Here is an 18,331-nt window from a genome sequence, read left to right on the forward strand (position 1 = left end):
TAAATCAGGGAAAATACTCGGCTACAGTTTATTTCCGCTTTGCCTGACGATCTGACATCGGTGTGTTGTTGACTTGATGCTGACGCCGGGTGGCTAACAAAAGAAACCTGAAAATCATGTCTCCAAGTGAATACGCCCGCGAAGTCTCCAAAAGAAGAACGTTCGCTATCATTTCTCACCCCGATGCCGGTAAAACCACAATTACCGAAAAGGTCCTGCTGTTCGGACAGGCGATCCAGACTGCCGGTACGGTAAAAGGGCGTGGTTCGAACCAGCATGCGAAATCCGACTGGATGGAGATGGAAAAGCAGCGTGGTATCTCCATCACCACGTCCGTGATGCAGTTTCCCTACCGCGAATGTCTGGTTAACCTGCTGGATACCCCAGGGCACGAAGACTTCTCCGAAGATACCTATCGTACGCTGACGGCGGTGGACTGCTGCCTGATGGTGATCGACGCCGCAAAAGGGGTCGAAGATCGTACGCGTAAGCTGATGGAAGTCACTCGTCTGCGTGACACCCCGATTCTGACGTTCATGAACAAACTTGACCGTGACATCCGCGATCCGATGGAAGTGCTGGATGAAGTCGAGAGCGAGCTTAAGATTGCCTGCGCGCCGATTACCTGGCCGATTGGCTGCGGCAAATTGTTCAAAGGCGTGTACCACCTTTATAAAGACGAAACCTACCTGTATCAGACCGGTAAAGGCCATACGATTCAGGAAGTGCGCATCGTTAAAGGGCTGGATAACCCGGAACTGGATACCGCCGTTGGCGAAGAGCTGGCTGCGCAGCTGCGTGAAGAGCTGGAGCTGGTGCAAGGGGCATCGCACGAATTTGAGCTGGACGCGTTTCTGGCAGGTGAACTGACGCCGGTCTTCTTTGGTACGGCGCTGGGGAACTTCGGCGTTGACCATATGTTGGATGGGCTCATCGCCTGGGCTCCTGCGCCGATGCCGCGTAAAACGGATACCCGTGAAGTGACGGCGGCGGAAGAGAAATTCACCGGCTTTGTGTTCAAGATTCAGGCCAATATGGATCCGAAACACCGTGACCGCGTGGCGTTTATGCGCGTCGTGTCCGGGAGATATGAAAAAAGCATGAAGCTGCGTCAGGTGCGTACGGGCAAAGACGTGGTGATTTCAGACGCGCTGACCTTTATGGCGGGCGACCGTTCCCACATTGAAGAAGCCTACCCCGGCGATATCATCGGGTTACACAACCACGGCACTATCCAGATTGGTGATACGTTTACGCAGGGTGAAGACATGAAATTCACCGGTATCCCCAACTTTGCGCCGGAACTGTTCCGTCGTATCCGCCTGCGTGACCCGCTCAAGCAGAAACAGCTGCTTAAAGGGCTGGTACAGCTGTCTGAAGAAGGCGCAGTGCAGGTCTTCCGTCCATTGACCAATAACGACCTTATCGTGGGTGCGGTCGGTGTGCTGCAGTTTGATGTGGTGGTTGCTCGTCTGAAAACGGAATACAACGTTGAGGCGATTTACGAGTCGGTGAACGTTTCTACCGCGCGCTGGGTTGAATGCAGCGATGTGAAGAAATTCGAAGAGTTTAAGCGTAAGAACGAACAGCATCTGGCGCTGGATGGCGGCGATAATCTGGCCTATATCGCACCGACGATGGTGAACCTGAACCTGACGCGGGAACGCTATCCAGAAGTGAAGTTCCACCAAACGCGCGAGCATTAATTTTTTATTTTTATAATGACATGGATTGGTTGCGCTACGGTTTCATGAAAATCATCGTGACTGTAGCGTTTAAATCGTGACCATGTTGTTAAAATAATCATCACCCGGTTATGCTTGGCTTTAGGCCAAAAATGCCGGGTGTTTTTATTTTAAAATGTATTAAAAAACAATGCATTAGTCTGATTTTTCCCCTGCTGTAATTTCTCGTCTCGGTGCAACAGACAAATCTGAATTGCTGTGCATATTCCTTTGTTCCCCTGTGATTTTCCATTCTGTGGGCTATAGTTAACAGCGTGTTAACTGATTTAGCTTGTTCAACTGTTAGTGCAATTTAAGTTGGTTCATTATTTTGATTTGTTTCGCCTTTGCAATTCAATACTCTGATTTTTTTATGCAAGTAGAGGAAATCATCTGAGTGTTGATAACGTCATTATCACCTTGATTTGCTGATGACGGTGCAGGCGTTAACGTGACCCAAATCGGTTATTTCGGGTTTATAGAAGAGCATAAGAAGGAAGACATCGATGAAAAAGACCAAATTGACACAATCGCTGATCGTAGTTGCTCTGGGTTCGATTCTGGCCGGCGGTGCCATGGCTGAGGAAACGTTAGGGCAGAAAGTAGAACGTATCGCGGACACAACTGGTGCAAAAATCGATAGCTCCGCTAATAAAGCATCTGGCTACGTCAGTGACAGCGCTATCACAGCAAAAGTGAAGAGTGCGTTGTTGGAAGACAAATCGATTACCAGCAGCGACATTTCCGTTGAAACATCAAATGGCGTCGTTACGCTGAGCGGCTTTGTCGGTAGTCAGGAATTGAGCACCCGTGCGGTGCAAATCGCTACGCAGGTTGAGGATGTGCAGTCTGTCAGCGACAAATTGCAGGTGAAAGATTCCCAATCACAATCGGTTGGTGCTTATGCCGATGATGCAGTGATTACCAGCACGATTAAAGCCAAACTGTTGGCAGATGACATTGTTCCGTCTCGTAAAGTGAAAGTCGAAACGCAGGCTGGCGTCGTGCAGCTGAGCGGCGAGGTGGACAGCAAAGCGCAGTCCGACCGGGCTGAAAGTATTGCGAAGGCCGTTGACGGCGTGAAAAGCGTTAAGAACGACCTGGCAGTGAAATAACCATCGCCATACCGTACAGGGTTATCCGTAGTCGCGGATAACCCTACCTAATCCGCACAATAAAACACCACTTGTGGATACGCAGTCAGGACGCAAGAAGCGCGTCAGGATGACCACCATGATTATTTTTCATTTTTGTCTGGTAAGGAGAGCGTATGTTTCGTTGGGGCATTATATTTTTAGTCATCGCACTGATCGCGGCAGCACTGGGTTTCGGCGGATTGGCCGGTACAGCAGCTGGCGCGGCGAAAATCGTCTTTGTGGTCGGTATTATTCTGTTTCTGGTTAGCTTGTTTACGGGTCGAAAACGGCCGTAGCACAGCACATTCCTTCATTCTTTCTCCATAGAAAGAAATGTCATACAGAGCACACAGCCGCGCCACGCGGCTGTCACATTTTACCGGCACACTATCTTCTACTGACACTACCCGCGTATTTGCTGCATTTCGACAGTTTATCAGGAGGGTTATGATGAATAGCGATATCGTTGTTGGCAAATGGAAACAGTGGAAAGGGAATTTCCTGGCGCTGTGGGCCGACTGGTTTGACAGCGACTGCGCCTGGCTGGAAGGGAGTAACGATTACCTGTCCGGCGTCTTGCAAGAGGGTTACGGAAAAGCGCACGAAGAGGTATCCTCAGAAAAAACCACGTTACACTGAGGCCTCACCGTAACGACAAGTCCGATTCTGCCATGAGGCTTTGGCAGGATAGTTCTTGGGCGTAGATTAGGTCGCCTCGTCTTGACGGGCCTAATTTTGACGGAGAGAAGCAACGTGCTTTCTGAACAACACCGCTTTATCGATACCCACTGTCATTTTGATTTCCCCCTATTCTATGATGATGCACCGGAAAGCTTGCGGCTGGCGCAAGACGCTGGCGTTGAGCGCATCATTATTCCGGCTGTGGCTTCTCAGCATTTTGAGCGCGTGTTGACGCTCTCTCGCACCTACTCTCCGCTTTATGCCGCATTGGGCCTTCACCCGCTTTATATCGCTGAACATCAGGAAAGCGACCTGCTCCGTCTGGAAGAGGAACTGCGCCAGCTACCTGTAAAGCTGGTGGCGGTGGGGGAGATTGGGTTGGATCTCTATATGCCGGAACCGCAGTTTGAGCGGCAGCTTACCTTCCTTGAGGCTCAGCTTCGGCTGGCGAAAAAATACGATCTCCCGACGATCCTGCACTCACGCCGCAGTCACGACAGGCTGGCGCAATTACTCCGCCGTATCGACGTGCCACGTACTGGCGTGGTTCACGGGTTTGCAGGCAGCCTAGCGCAGGCGCAGGCCTTTATCCGGCTGGGCTATTACATCGGCGTAGGGGGAACCATTACCTATGACAGAGCGAATAAAACGCGTCAGGCGATCGCACAGCTGCCGTTAGATCGGCTGCTGTTGGAAACTGATGCACCTGATATGCCGATGAGTGGTTATCAGGGGCAGCCAAACCGACCCGAGCGTATTTCGTGCGCGTTTCAAACGCTGTGTGAGTTACGTACAGAATCGCCTGAAGAAATTGCCGAGGCGCTGTTGCAGAATTCGTTCAGGCTGTTTGGACGGCTTACCCCGTCATAACGCTGAGAGTGTTACGACGCTACCCGTTACACCACAGCCAGTCCCCCAAGTGGAAGAATCTTTGCTTCCGCTTTTCTCTTATTTCTGTGCAATAACGAACAGAACAGCCATTTCGATTTCATATACCAACCATAAAATTGTGATGAATATCACTTTTCAGTGTTTTGGACTGTTCGATGTTGTGTGTATTTGTGACATAAATTAGCGACCTTTACGGGCCTGTCTTTATAATCGGCTCGCCAGCGCGTGCTTACCGTTCTGGCGAAACGATTTTTATTATGCTCTCACTTTTTTCACGCGTTATAGGGAACTGCACATGCAACTCGTTATGAGTCTCGTCGGCATGATTGTTCTGATACTGTGCGCGGTTATGCTGTCCAATAACCGTAAAGCTATCAGATTGCGCACCGTAGCCGGTGCTTTCATTCTTCAGATCGGTATTGGTGCGCTGGTGCTGTATGTACCAGTAGGCCGCAAGATTCTGGAAGGTTTGACGGGCGGTGTAGCAAACGTTATCGCCTACGGAAATCAAGGCGTTTCGTTCATGTTTGGCGGTCTGGTATCCGACAAAATGTTCGAAGTATTTGGCGGTGGCGGATTTGTTTTCGCACTCCGCGTATTGCCGATTATTGTCTTTTTCTCTTCCCTTATCGCCGTGTTGTACTACATGGGCATTATGCAGATAGTCATCAAGATACTCGGTGGCGGATTGCAGAAACTGTTGGGAACCTCCCGTACCGAATCCCTTTCTGCGACGGCCAATATCTTTGTCGGCCAAACGGAAGCACCGCTGGTGGTCCGTCCGTATATTGCCAACATGACGCAGTCAGAGCTGTTTGCGGTGATGTGTGGCGGGTTGGCCTCGATTGCAGGTGCGGTGATGGCGGGCTATGCCCAGATGGGCGTGCCGTTGGAATATCTGATTGCGGCCTCCTTCATGGCTGCACCGGGCGGGTTACTGTTCGCGAAACTGATGGTGCCGGAAACGGAAAAAACGCACGACCACGATGAGATGGTTGGCTTTGTCGATGAAGACGATCGCCCAGCTAACGTCATTGATGCCGCGGCAAGCGGTGCGGCTTCCGGTATGCAGTTGGCGCTGAATGTGGGCGCGATGCTGCTGGCGTTTATCGCGTTGATCGCCGTGTTGAACGGCATTCTGGGCGGCATCGGTGGCTGGTTTGACTATCCGCAGCTGTCACTGGAACTGATTCTGGGCTGGTGCTTTGCGCCTGTTGCGTTCCTGATTGGTATTCCGTGGAGTGAAGCAAGCGTTGCGGGCTCGTTCATTGGGCAGAAACTGATCGTCAATGAGTTCGTCGCTTACATGAATTTCAGTGAATATCTGAAAGCGGATGACGTGGTACAGGCCGCAGGTTTGCAGGTTCTGTCGGATCATACCAAAGCTGTGATTTCGTTCGCGCTGTGCGGCTTTGCTAACCTTTCGTCTATTGCTATCCTTATTGGAGGTTTGGGCAGTATGGCACCGACTCGGCGCCAGGATATTGCCCGCTTTGGTTTGAAAGCGGTTGCGGCAGGTACGCTTTCTAACCTGATGAGCGCCTGCATCGCAGGGTTCTTCCTGGCCCTGTAAATGTAACCAGGCATTCTTGCAGTAGCGAGATGATGGGCGGCGAAAGTCGCCCATTGTTCGTTTAATCCCCCTATTTTTTTCAGGGTTTAAACGTGGCCTATGCAGCATTTACCGAATGCGGGTGCGATATGCTTGCCTGAGTGGAGCAACATGCTTTCTGCTTTTATTGATGATGTTGAATGGATTACTTTTCCACGGGCAACGGACGGTGCCGCCTACCCAGGTATTACTGCTCGCTGCCATTTCCATTTGTCCGCCTACGACGACGCGCTTTTTGCCGAGGCGAACATTCCTTTCTCCGACGCGCTAGAGCGCGCCGTACCGAAACGACGTGCCGAATTTCTGGCTGGACGCTGTGTGGCCAAACACGTGTTGAACAAGCTTGAACACCCTGGTTTTGTTCTGCATAGCGGGGAAGACCGCTCGCCGCAGTGGCCGGGCAATATTGCCGGTTCGCTGAGCCATAACAAAGACAGCGTACTCTGCGCCGCCCATTTACGGAGCGATGCGCTATCGTGCGTGGGCGTTGATATCGAAGGGTTTATGTCCGACGAGCGTGCGCAGTCGCTGTGGCCCGGCATCATTGGCGACGAGGAATTCCAATGGTTTCATGAGCGGGATGAGGCATTTAGCTGTTTGCTAACGATCAGCTTCTCGGCGAAGGAGAGCCTGTTCAAGGCGCTTTACCCACAGGTGCGGCACTATTTTGATTTTCTGGATGCTCGGCTGGTGGCGCTGGATATCACCAAACGCGAGTTCGAGCTAGAACTGCTGACGGATCTGACACCGACGTTTTACGCCGGACGCCGTTTTAAAGGCGCGTATCTGTTAAGAGAGTACGACGTCACCACGTTTCTCTGCTGCTAAAAAAGCCCGCGTTAGCGGGCTAGAGTCATTCATCAGAACTTATAGCTCACGCCGCCGTACACCGTACGTCCAGACAGGAAGTAGTCGTTGTTGGTAGCGACGTAATCCCGTTTTTCGTTGGTCAGGTTTGTGAGGCCCAGTTTCAGGTCCACATTTTTAACCGGCGTATAGGTAGCACCGATATCCACGGTATTGAAGCCGCGTGTCTTGCTGCCTTCTTTATCAAACAGATACTGGTTACCCGTGTACTGGTAAGAAATATAGGTTGATAAGTTATCCAGTGCTTGCCAGTTCAACTGCGTGTTAACCGTATTTTTCGGTGTTTGCTTCAAGCGCATTTTGGTTGTGCGGTCTTCGGCATCGACGATGGTCCAGTTGGTGGTCCAATTTAAATCATCTGTCACATCGACCCAGAACGAAGTTTCAATCCCCTGAATTCTCGCCTTATTCACATTGATGTAGCTTATTCTTGTCATTCCAGGCAGTCGTGTTTCTGTCTGGATCATATCTTTTATGTCGTTGTTAAACAGAGTAACGCCTGCCCCGAAGCGCTCTGCTTCATAGGCGGTACCAAGTTCATAACTTACCGCAGTCTCTGGTTTAAGATCGGGATTTCCGACTTTCTGGCAACCACCACGGCAGTCAACTATTGAGTAACCTTTTGTTGATTGGGCCAGCGTTGGTGCTTTGTAGGCTTTGCTGACCCCCCCTTTTATTACCCAGTTGTCCGTCAGGCTGTAGGTTGCGTAAGCGCGTGGACTTAACTCAGTTCCATAGACCTCATGTTGGTCGACGCGGCCTGCAAAAGTTAATGCCAAATCGCCAAGTTTAAATTCGTCTTGTAGGAAAATAGCCCCTTGGCTGACATCAACGCCTCCGCCGGGTAGGTTCATCGTGTGTTTTAGCGACGTGAGACGATACTCGCCACCCCCAGTCAGCAGGTGATCGCCCAGATAGCCAGAAATTTGGCCATCGATAGTATGGTTATCCTGTGTCGTATCTGCTCTGCCGCCTTTGAGCTCTGAGTTATCCATTAGCTTGACGTTTTCATAGTAGTAGCGCAGTCGCGTGTCGATATTCTCCCAACTACCGTTGTGTGTTAACCCTAGGCCAAGACGATCCATTTTTTGGATATTACGTTTTGCTACACCGTAGTTGTTCCAGTCTACATCTCGGTCATCTTTGGTATAGGTGACATCAAAGTCCAGGCTTTGTCGATCATCAATCAACCAACTTAGATTCCCTAACAGGTTGAGGTTGTCACGCTCTTCAAGTGCGTCAGTATTCGGATTTTTCGATAGTTCGGTACGCCAGGCATCACGCTTTCCGCCATCAATAATCAAGCTACCCAACAGCGTATTCTCTATCAATGGGCCGCTGACGTAGCCGCTTAGGCGGTTGTGGTCGCCACCGGAACCTTCGGTCGGTGCTTCAAAGTTATAGCCGATCTCACCCGTTGCTTTCTCTCCCGGCTGACGCAGAATCACGTTTACCACACCACCCAGCGCATCGGCTCCGTACAAAGAAGACATGGGGCCACGGATGACTTCAACGCGATCGATGGCGGAAACGGGGAGGGAAGCAAGATCAAAATCGTTAGCGTAGTCGCTGATCAATGCTTCGCGTGAGTTAACCCGACGACCGTTGATCAGCAGTAAGGTGTAGTCCGCTTTCATGCCACGGATCTTGATTTCGTTACGGCCATAGGTAGATGACGGATTGATGTTAATGCCCGGCAGCTTTTTCACCGCGTCGGTAACGTTGTTCACCGACATCTTTTCCAGCTCGGCGCGGGTGATGACAGAAACGCTAGCGGGGGCGCTTAGCGTGGTATGTTTCGTCTGTGTTGCTGTCACGACGATTTTTTCATCTGCCGCGTTTTCTGCCTGTGCGAGTGCAGGCAGTGCCAGTAACCCAGTCACCAGCAGGGCGCGATACACCTTGCTGTGTGGAAAATGATGATATGAAAAACGACTTTCCGGTTTTAGCTGCATGTCAAAGACCCCATCAAAGAGTGGAAAAAATATCCCCGTAAATAGCGTGTTGTATTGCGTATATTGCCGACCCACTCGTACGTGAATCGATCGGTTTATTGCCCTGTATACCCGTCATACTTCAAGTTGCATGTGCGTTGGCTACGTTCACTCACCCGAATCACTTACCTGAGTAAGCTCATCGGGATTCCTTCTCTTGCCGCCTTCCTGAAACTCGAATTATTTAGGGTATTGTCTGCGCAGGCTGTCGTGCGGCCATCTTTCGGCTGCGTTCAGCCAACTGCGGAATCAGGCGCATGGTCAGCAGCATGGCGGCCAGCGCAAATACGGCGCTGGCGATAGCGAGCTGTGAGAAGCCGTCAATTTTCCCCTCAACGGAGGTGCTCAGATAAGCGGCAGACGCGACGCTGGCAAGCCCCGACGCCACGTTGGCCGCGGTTCCCTGATAGGACATAAATGCGGCGCGCTGATGCGGTAGCGGAATACCCGCAGTAATCGCCAGCGTGCTGCTGGAGCGGGCTGCGCTGAGCGCCATGAACAGGGTGAACACCAGATACAGGGAAAGTGAAAACGGCAAAACGAAACCGCAGAGAATCACAACGGCCAGCAGCAGCGTCGTGACGACAATCGTCCGGCTGGCATATCCTCGATCTAACAGATTGCCGCACAGCTGCATGGTCACCATGCTTGCCAGTCCGCCGCAGAGATAGAGCAGGGAAATATCATCTCGCGGGAAAGCCAGATTGAACTGAAAGTAGTTGGAAAAGTGGGGGATCAGCAGGAAATGACCGAACATTTGCAGCGACATGATTGTCAGCCCCAACAGGAAAAGCGGGGATGCTAGCAGTTCATGTAATACCGAAGCGGGTGCTGTCGTGGTCGAAGACCCTTGCTGAGCGCGGTGCGTCGGCGGCATTGACGGAAAGCGCCACAGCACCAACAACACCAGCAACAGGCCGCCAAGGCCGAAAGTATAAAATGGCGCCTGCCAGTTAATACGGTGCGCCAGTTCCAGCGACAGCGGCATGATGACAATCGCCGCGAGCGAAAAACTCATGCCGACATACGCCAACTGCTTTCCGCGCTCGTTGGCAGGCACAATGTCGACAACCGCCGCCATCAGGACGCCAGATGCCGGCCCGGCCACGCAGCCTGCCAGAATAAACAGCAGTAAAAGATGGGTTTGACTGGTGGCAAACATGCAGGCGGCCGTTAGGCCGAAGCGTAGTGTTAGCAGCACAATCAGAGCATGTTTACGGTTAAATCTGTCCAGATAGGGAGCGGCGAGGAAGCCGACAATGGCAGAGGCAAACGTTGCGCCACCGCTAATGTAGCCGATGTTCTTGGCATCCATGGACAGTGCGCTGATGAAGTCGGGGCCTAACGGCATCACCATCATCAGGCTACCGAGGGAAAGCATGTTAATTAGCAGCGCCAGATGCACAACAGATCGGGTGTGCGGGCGGTACATGCTTTCATCCATGACAGGCTCACATTTAGACACAGTTAGTAAAATATTTGCGCAGTCTAGCGCAGCTTAATTTTCCTGACAATGAATGATAAGTATTTTCATTATCATCTGTGATGTGGGTTTTATAATCAATACATTCCATTTGCTAATCATTATCCATTCTGAAACATACACAAAAAAATTGATTAACATCAATTTAACCCCTAATTACTGGGCGTGAATTACCATTCTGTGGAAGGATTGACCGAACACGTTACTTCAGTGTAATTTAACTGCGCTTAATATAAATGATAATGATTTTAATAATCATTGGTATTTAATTTGCGAGCGCAGGAGCTGTCTTGTGGATACACTGATTACAGAAACTGAAGCATCTAGCGGGCTAACCTATTCGGAACAAACCGCTTTTTTATATGCATCGGAACACCGAAGCCTTTCTACTTCTGGCTTATTTGAACGTATTTCTTCCCCTGTTTGTGTTCCGGGCTCGCACGATGACAGGCTTAGCCCTGCAATCGCGCAGGCATTCCAGCGAGCGCGTCAGGCAGGGCAGTCGCTGCCTATTGTTGTGGGGGCGATTCCCTTTGATACCACGCAACCGTCTTGTCTCTATATCCCTGATAGTTATACCGTTACGACGAAGTCTGAACTCGTCAGCCGTGCCCGTAAGCACACGGCTGCGGGTCCTACCGCGTTAACGTTAAACAGCGTCCCGGACGAATGTCAGTTCAAGTCCATCGTGGCAGAGGCCGTTGAGCGCTTCCGCCGTGGTGAACTTAGCAAAGCGGTGCTGTCACGTATTCTGGACATTGAGCTGGCGAGCCCCGTTAAGGCGCAAACGATCCTCAATAACCTGATGGTGCAGAACGCGGGTGGCTATCACTTCTCACTGCCGCTGCCGGATGGTTCGGTCTTGCTGGGGGCGAGCCCGGAACTGCTGCTGCGTAAGCAGGGGAACGTCATTGTTTCTAATCCGCTGGCGGGATCGGCGCGACGAATGAACGATGAACATCTGGATTACCTCAACAGTCAGCGCCTGCTGAAATCGGGCAAAGACAAGCACGAACATAAGCTGGTGGTGGACGACATTCGCCAACGCTTGATGCCGCTGTGCGCGTCGTTAACGATTCCATCGGTCCCTTCGCTGATGCACACCGCCTCCATGTGGCACCTGTCTACCGCTATTCGCGGTGAACTGGCGAACCCAGAGATGACGGCGCTTCAGGTCGCCTGCCAGCTCCATCCGACCCCCGCACTGTGCGGCTTCCCAACGCAGGAAGCACGTCAACTGATCGCCGAGCTGGAACCGCACGATCGTGGCGTATTCAGCGGCATCGTCGGCTGGTGTGATGCCAACGGCGATGGTGAATGGGCGATAGCGATTCGCTGCGGCACCATTAAACACAACAAAGTCCGTCTGTTTGCTGGCGCGGGCATTGTTGAGGCATCCGTCCCCGAGGATGAATGGGCTGAAACCGCCGCCAAATTAAACACGATGCTGAATGCGTTTGGGCTTAACTCAGGTGTGGATGGACTATGAGCATTGAATTTACGCCCTGGCCAGAGGAACTGGCACAGCGTTATCGCGACAAGGGATACTGGACCGGCCTGCCGTTGACGGATGCCTGGGAGCGCCATCTGGCGACGCAGCCCGACGCCATTGCGGTGGTGTGCGGCGAGCGGCAGTGGAGCTATCGGGAACTGGATCGACAGTCTTCCGCACTGGCATCGCGCCTGACGGAAAGCGGCCTGCGCTGTGGCGACACCGCGCTGGTACAGTTGCCGAACGTGGCCGAGTTCTACCTGACCTTTTTTGCGTTGCTGAAAATGGGCGTCGCGCCAGTTAACGCACTGTTCAGCCATAACAAGCTGGAGCTGCTGTCGTACGCCACGCAGATCGAACCGCGCTTGTTGATCGCCTCGGCTGAACATTCACTGTTTGGCAACGGTGAATTTCTGGATCGGCTACAGACGCAGGTTCCCCGTCTGCAAACGGTGGTGATGCTCGGCGACAGCCCGCTGGGGCACAGTCTGTCAGACTGGTTGCAGCCGCGCGCGTCAACCAGCCAGTATCAGCCTTCTGCGCCGGGGCAGGTGGCTTTCTTCCAGCTTTCTGGCGGCAGTACCGGCACGCCGAAGCTGATTCCCCGCACCCATGACGACTATTACTACAGCGTGCGCCGCAGCGTGGAAATTTGCGAGCTTACGCCGCAAACCCGCTACCTGTGTGCCTTGCCCGCGCCGCATAACTTCCCGTTAAGTTCGCCCGGTTCGCTCGGCGTGTTTTACGCCGGTGGACGCGTCGTACTGGCGCCAGATCCGGGGGCGATGACCTGCTTCCCGCTGATCGAACGCCATCAGATCGATATTACCTCGCTGGTGCCGCCCGCTGCTGCGCTGTGGATCCAAGCGGCCGAACAGTTTGGTGGCGCGCTGCGTAGCCTGAAAATCTTGCAGGTGGGCGGTGCGAAGCTGAGTGAAACCGTCGCACGCCGTATTCCAGCGGTGTTGGGCTGCCAGCTACAGCAGGTGCTCGGTATGGCGGAAGGGCTGGTGAACTACACCCGACTGGACGACAGCGATGAGCACACCTTCACGACGCAAGGCTATCCGATGAGCCCGGACGATGAAGTGAAAGTGTTGGACATCGACGGTAATCCGGTGCCGAGAGGCGAAGCGGGTCTGCTGGCGACGCGCGGCCCGTATACTTTCCGCGGCTATTACCGCAGCCCGGAACACAATGCCCGCGCCTTCGACAGTGAAGGTTTCTACCATTCGGGCGATGTGGTGCAGATGACCGAAGATGGCTATTTATGCGTGGTCGGACGGGAGAAAGATCAGATTAACCGAGGCGGTGAAAAGATTGCCGCGGAAGAGATCGAAAATCTGCTGCTCAAGCATGACGGCATTCTCCATGCCGCGCTGGTGTCCATGCCCGATCCGATTATGGGCGAAAAGAGCTGCGCTTTTCTGGTGGTCAGCGATTCCTCGCTGAAAGCCATCACGTTAAGAAAATATCTTCGCAATCAGGGTATTGCTGAATTCAAACTGCCGGACCGCTTCGAGATGATCGACACCTTACCCGTTACGCCGGTCGGCAAGATTGATAAGAAATCACTCCGTCAGCGCATCCAGACCCAACTTAGCACTCAAGCCGAACGTAGTATTCAAAACCAATAAGGATTTTGTGATGGCAATCCCTTCTATTGCTTCTTATCCCCTGCCGCGCGCACAGGATTTCCCTGAGAATAAAGTTTCCTGGGCGTTTGAACCCGAGCGCGCGGTGCTGCTGATTCACGACATGCAGGACTATTTCGTGAATTTCTATGGTGCGGACAGCCCGCTGGCGCAGCAGTTGATTGAGAACATTGTGGCGTTGCGAACCTACTGCAAAGCACAGGGGATTCCGGTGGTGTATACCGCGCAGCCGAACGAGCAAAGTGCGGCCGACCGTGCGCTGCTGAACGACATGTGGGGCGCAGGGCTGAACAATCATCCTGAAAAACAGCGCGTCGTGAACGCGCTGACACCGGATGAGCACGACACGGTGCTGGTGAAGTGGCGCTACAGCGCATTCCACCGTTCACCGCTGGAACCGATGATGAAAGAGATGGGCAAAGATCAGCTGATTATCTGCGGCGTTTACGGGCATATCGGCTGCATGATTACCGCGACGGATGCCTTTATGCGCGACATCAAGCCGTTCATGGTCGGCGATGCAGTGGCGGATTTCTCACTTCAGGAACACCAGATGGCGCTGAAATATGTGGCGACGCGCGTCGGACGGGTGGTTAGCACGGCAGAACTCACAGGAGCAAAAATGGCACAGGCACTGACGAAACAAGGACTGAGAGCGCACCTGCTGACCTTGATCGACGAAGAAGAGGATCAGTTCGATGAAGATGAAAATCTGATCGACTACGGTTTGGATTCGGTGCGCATGATGTCACTGCTGACTGAATGGCGTAATCAGGGCGTCACGCTGAGCTTTGTCGATCTGGCGCGTAACCCTAGCCTGAATGCCTGGTGGGCGCTGATCGAAAAACAGCAGGGAGCCGCATCATGAAGCCTTTGAGCGTTGCGCAGCGCGGACTGTGGTTAGGTCATGCCCTGAACGATGATAAGGCGACGTTCAACACGGCAGAGTGCATCGCGTTTGATGGCAAGGTCGATATTGAAGCCATGCTGAGCGCGATCCGTCAGGCGGTCATGGAGTGTGAGTGCCTGTACTGCCAGTTTGTTGAGGTTGCCGGTGAACATGCCGACCAGCCGGAAATCGGCTTTGTAGCTTCACAACTGCCAGTGCCGATTGGCGTGCTGCCGATTATTGAACTGTTGCCTGCGCCGATGAAGGATGAAGAGCAGACGATACGCCAGTGGGCGCGTGAGGAAATTGCTCGGCCGCTGGATTTGCTGAACGGCTTACCCTGCCGCTTTGCGCTGCTGTGTGGTGAAAAACGTGATTTTCTCTACAGTTGCGTTCACCACATTGCGCTGGACGGCTTTGGCACGACGATGCTGTTTCAACGTATCGCCCAGATCTATACCGCGCTGACGGCGGGGCAACCCGTGGCGGTGGCGGAGTTCGGCCCGTTCAGCGAGGTGCTGGAAGAAGAACAGCAGCGTGATGCCAGCGGGCAGACGGCGCAGGCGCGTGATTTCTGGCTGGAAACGCTGAATGCGATGCCGGAACCGGCCAGTTTCAGCGAGAAGAAAGCACCGATTGCGGCGCGTTTTTTGCGCCAGAGCAGCGTGTTGCCGACGGATATTTGGCAGCCGCTGACGGCGCTGTGTGAAGGTAACAAAATCAGCTGGCCGGATCTGTTTCTGGCGATGCTGGCGACGCACCTCAAGCTGGTGTCCGGCAGCGACAGATTGACGTTCGGCATGATGGTGATGAACCGTATCGGCTCCGCCTCGCTGACGGTGCCGAGCATGCAGATGAATATCGTGCCGCTGTGCATTCAGGTGGATGAACAGGCGGACTTTGTCACATTGGCGCAGCAGGTTGCCCGCACCAAACGCACGCTGCGTCGTCATCAGCATTATCGCTATGAGCATTTACGGCGCGATCTGAACCGTGTCGGCGGCGAGCAGCGACTTTTCGGCCCGCTGATCAATATCATGCCGTTCGATCATCCGCTCAACTACGGATCGCTGTCGTCCAGCACGCTGAATCTCAGCGCCGGACCGGTAGAAGATCTGACGATCGAGATCCATTTCAAACCCGATGGCACACCGGTATTGGATTTTGATGCCAACCCGGCTTGTTACAGCGCGGAAGCGCTCGCCAGCCTGCAAGAAACACTGTTTACGCTGCTTCAACGCTGGCTGGCACAGCCGCAGCAAACCAGCGGCGAGCTGCTGGGACGCTGGCTGCGTGAAGAACGTGAACTGGCGCTGATCACCAGCCGCGAGCCTGAACCGTTTGTCGAACCGGTTCTGACGGCGATTGCCAAGCAGGCGCGTAAAAACCCGCATCATCCAGCGCTGACGCAGCGTGACCGGCAGTACAGCTACCAGCAGTTGCTGGATCTGAGCGGTCAGGCCGCTGCGGCGCTGCATGAGCGCGGCGTTCAGCCCGGTGAGCGCATCGGCATTATGCTGAACCGCAGCCCGGAAACCATTATTTGCCTGCTGTCCGTGATGCAGTGCGGCGCGGTATATGTGCCGCTCGATCCTGAACAGCCGCACGAACGTCAGCAGCACATCATCCAGATTGCCGGGCTACGCACGATTGTGACGCAGGCGGATTACCAGCATCGGCTGGCGTCGGTCTTTTCCGGCGAGATCGTTCTGGCGGGGCATCTTCTGTCATCCAGCGCACAGGCTGCCGCGCTGCCGCCTGTGGAAGCGAGAGACGGGCAGATTGCCTATGTCATGTTCACCTCGGGATCGACTGGATTGCCGAAGGGTGTGGAGATCGGCGCCAGCGCGCTGGATCACTTCACGGCAGCGGCACGCCAGCGCTACGGCCTGCGTGCAACGGATCGCGTGCTGCAATTTGCCCCGTTCAATTTCGATGCCAGCATTGAAGAAATTTTCGCCACGCTGACCAGCGGTGCAACGCTGGTGCTGCGTACCGACGAGATGCTGGAATCGATTCCGACCTTTGTCGAACAGGTAGAAGAACAGGCGATTACGCTGCTCGATCTGCCGACCGCATTTTGGAACGAATGGGTGGTAGGGCTGAAAACCGGCACGTTGACCATGCCTTCCGCACTGCGCGCCATCATCATCGGCGGTGAGGCGGTGTACCCCGAACAGCTGGCGCAGTGGCAACGCCATGCGCCGAACACGCTGCGCTTAATCAACACCTATGGCCCAACCGAAACCACGGTGGTAGCGACCAGCTGCGATCTGCAAACACAGTCTGCCGAAGTGGCACAGCTTCCTATCGGTCTGCCGCTGGCGGGTGTCAACGCGCTGATTCTGGCGGCAGGTGACCGCCCTGCGGCGGAAGGCGAGCTGGTGCTGCTGGGGCCAACGCTGGCAGCGGGTTATATCGGTACAGAACACACGGCGTTTACGCAAATAGCGGTGGGCGATCAGGCGCTTCCTGCTTACCGCACCGGTGACAGAGTACGGCTGGAGAAAGGACAGTTGCTGTACCTCGGGCGCATGGACAACGAGTTTAAAATCAGCGGCTACCGGATCCAGCCAGGCGAAGTTGAAGCCCATCTGCTGGCGCAGCCGGACGTCGATGAAGCCTGCGTACAGGGCATTGTTTACCCCAACGGCGTGCGGCGTCTGGTGGCGTTTGTTGCCACGAAAGCAGGCGAGATTGATGCGCGTGCGCTGAAGCAGCGTCTGGGCAGCGTTCTGCCGCCAGCAATGATCCCGACCGATTATCGCGCCTTCCGCCAGTTGCCGAAAACCGGTTCCAACAAGGTCGATCGCAAGCGTCTATTAGCGGAATACCGCGACGAAGCACCGGCGCAGGCATTAGCCAACGAAACCGAGAACCGGGTCAGTGCCATCTGGCAGCAGATCCTCGGCGTGTCGGGGATCCAATCGCGGGATAACTTCTTCGAACTGGGTGGACAGTCGTTGCAGACCATCCAGATCGTCAACCGTCTGGCTGCCGAATTTTCCGTCAGCATCAAGGTGTCTGATGTGTTCGATCATCCTCAGCTCAGCGACTTCTGCCGCTATCTGGACGACAGGCTGTCACAGGATGAAAACAGCGTGGAAATGGTGTGGTAGGGAAAATGATGAACAAGGCACAACCTCTTCAGTTTGATTTCAGCGGCCAGACCGTCTGGGTTACGGGTGCGGCGAGCGGCATTGGCGAAAGCATTGCCCGCCAGTTTGTCGCGCTGGGCGCGAACGTGATCGGCTTCGACCGCGCATTCCGACATCAGGATCATCCGTTTACCTGTGTGACGCTGGATATCAGCGAGCCGGACAGCGTGACGGCGGTCTGTCGCCAGCAGCTGGCGGAAACGGGACTCGACGTTCTGGTCAACGCGGCCGGGATTCTGCGTCTGGGTGATATCGACGCGTTGAGCGTCGATGACTGGCATCAGTGTATTAACGTCAATGCCTCCGGTGCGTTTTACCTGCTAAACGCACTGGTTCCGCATTTCAAGCAGCAGCGCCGTGGCACGATTGTCTGCGTCGGCTCCAATGCCGCGCATGTGCCACGTCTACAGATGGCGGCGTACTGCGCTTCGAAAGCGGCGCTTACCAGCCTGTCTCACTGCGCGGGTCTTGAGTTAGCGCCTTACGGCGTGCGCTGCAATCTGGTGTCGCCGGGATCGACGGATACGCCGATGCAGCGCGGCATGTGGCACAGCGCCGATGCCGAACAGCGCACTATCGCGGGCTTTCCTGACCAGTACAAACTGGGAATCCCGCTGGGCAAGATTGCTCAGCCGGAAGAGATTGCCAATACCGTGGTTTTTCTGGCTTCCGATCTGGCCAGCCACATCACCATGCAGGACGTGGTGGTGGATGGCGGGGCAACGCTGACGGCCTGATTTGCTGAGAGA

At 54.1% G+C, this 18,331-nt stretch carries 14 protein-coding genes; 12 read left to right on the forward strand and 2 right to left on the reverse strand.

Annotation, left to right across the window (positions count from 1 at the left end; genetic code table 11):
* The first annotated feature begins 116 nt into the window (after nt 1-116).
* From prfC to BJJ97_RS07830, 7 genes are all read left to right on the forward strand, one after another.
* Nucleotides 117-1,706 carry a peptide chain release factor 3 gene (gene prfC, locus BJJ97_RS07800; protein WP_039481772.1) on the forward strand — a complete coding sequence of 530 codons (1,590 nt, stop codon included), beginning with the start codon at nt 117-119 and terminating at the stop codon, nt 1,704-1,706.
* A gap of 524 nt (nt 1,707-2,230) precedes the next feature.
* Complete coding sequence (gene osmY / locus BJJ97_RS07805; RefSeq protein ID WP_039481770.1) at nt 2,231-2,839, forward strand: molecular chaperone OsmY; 609 nt, start codon at nt 2,231-2,233, stop codon at nt 2,837-2,839.
* 155 nt (nt 2,840-2,994) lie between these two features.
* Nucleotides 2,995-3,156: a DUF1328 domain-containing protein gene (locus tag BJJ97_RS07810; protein ID WP_003019081.1), complete on the forward strand. Its 162-nt coding sequence runs from the start codon at nt 2,995-2,997 to the stop codon at nt 3,154-3,156.
* A gap of 154 nt (nt 3,157-3,310) precedes the next feature.
* Complete coding sequence (locus tag BJJ97_RS07815) at nt 3,311-3,499, forward strand: CsbD family protein (protein WP_010284712.1); 189 nt, start codon at nt 3,311-3,313, stop codon at nt 3,497-3,499.
* Between the two features lie 114 nt (nt 3,500-3,613).
* Entirely contained in the window at nt 3,614-4,411 is a 798-nt protein-coding gene (locus BJJ97_RS07820) for a TatD family hydrolase (RefSeq protein WP_095993565.1), read from the forward strand.
* Nucleotides 4,412-4,727: 316 nt separating this feature from the next.
* Nucleotides 4,728-6,005: a NupC/NupG family nucleoside CNT transporter gene (locus BJJ97_RS07825; RefSeq protein ID WP_095701486.1), complete on the forward strand. Its 1,278-nt coding sequence runs from the start codon at nt 4,728-4,730 to the stop codon at nt 6,003-6,005.
* Between the two features lie 150 nt (nt 6,006-6,155).
* Nucleotides 6,156-6,872 carry a 4'-phosphopantetheinyl transferase family protein gene (locus tag BJJ97_RS07830; RefSeq protein WP_095993566.1) on the forward strand — a complete coding sequence of 239 codons (717 nt, stop codon included), beginning with the start codon at nt 6,156-6,158 and terminating at the stop codon, nt 6,870-6,872.
* Nucleotides 6,873-6,904: 32 nt separating this feature from the next.
* Here the strand turns inward: BJJ97_RS07830 and BJJ97_RS07835 are convergent, their stop codons facing one another.
* Together BJJ97_RS07835 and BJJ97_RS07840 are read right to left on the reverse strand one after the other, a co-directional pair.
* Nucleotides 6,905-8,866, reverse strand: coding sequence for a TonB-dependent receptor domain-containing protein (locus BJJ97_RS07835; RefSeq protein ID WP_095993567.1), 1,962 nt, complete (start codon nt 8,864-8,866; stop codon nt 6,905-6,907).
* 223 nt (nt 8,867-9,089) lie between these two features.
* Nucleotides 9,090-10,337: an MFS transporter gene (locus BJJ97_RS07840; protein ID WP_095993568.1), complete on the reverse strand. Its 1,248-nt coding sequence runs from the start codon at nt 10,335-10,337 to the stop codon at nt 9,090-9,092.
* Nucleotides 10,338-10,680: 343 nt separating this feature from the next.
* On the opposite strand from BJJ97_RS07840, the gene BJJ97_RS07845 reads away from it, so the two are divergent.
* The 5 genes from BJJ97_RS07845 to dhbA are packed head-to-tail and all read left to right on the forward strand — an operon-like array spanning nt 10,681 to nt 18,319.
* Nucleotides 10,681-11,877: an isochorismate synthase gene (locus BJJ97_RS07845; RefSeq protein WP_014914032.1), complete on the forward strand. Its 1,197-nt coding sequence runs from the start codon at nt 10,681-10,683 to the stop codon at nt 11,875-11,877.
* Nucleotides 11,874-13,517, forward strand: a complete 1,644-nt coding sequence (locus BJJ97_RS07850; protein ID WP_095993569.1) for a (2,3-dihydroxybenzoyl)adenylate synthase — start codon at nt 11,874-11,876, stop codon at nt 13,515-13,517. The genes BJJ97_RS07845 and BJJ97_RS07850 overlap by 4 nt, the downstream gene beginning before the upstream one ends.
* A gap of 10 nt (nt 13,518-13,527) precedes the next feature.
* Entirely contained in the window at nt 13,528-14,403 is an 876-nt protein-coding gene (locus BJJ97_RS07855) for an isochorismatase (RefSeq protein ID WP_095993570.1), read from the forward strand.
* Nucleotides 14,400-17,543 carry a non-ribosomal peptide synthetase gene (locus BJJ97_RS07860; RefSeq protein ID WP_095993571.1) on the forward strand — a complete coding sequence of 1,048 codons (3,144 nt, stop codon included), beginning with the start codon at nt 14,400-14,402 and terminating at the stop codon, nt 17,541-17,543. The genes BJJ97_RS07855 and BJJ97_RS07860 overlap by 4 nt, the downstream gene beginning before the upstream one ends.
* A 5-nt stretch (nt 17,544-17,548) precedes the next feature.
* Nucleotides 17,549-18,319: a 2,3-dihydro-2,3-dihydroxybenzoate dehydrogenase gene (gene dhbA / locus BJJ97_RS07865; protein WP_095993572.1), complete on the forward strand. Its 771-nt coding sequence runs from the start codon at nt 17,549-17,551 to the stop codon at nt 18,317-18,319.
* The last annotated feature ends 12 nt before the right edge of the window (nt 18,320-18,331 follow it).

Source organism: Pectobacterium polaris, assembly GCF_002307355.1.
GTDB classification, from domain to species: Bacteria; Pseudomonadota; Gammaproteobacteria; order Enterobacterales; family Enterobacteriaceae; genus Pectobacterium; species Pectobacterium polare.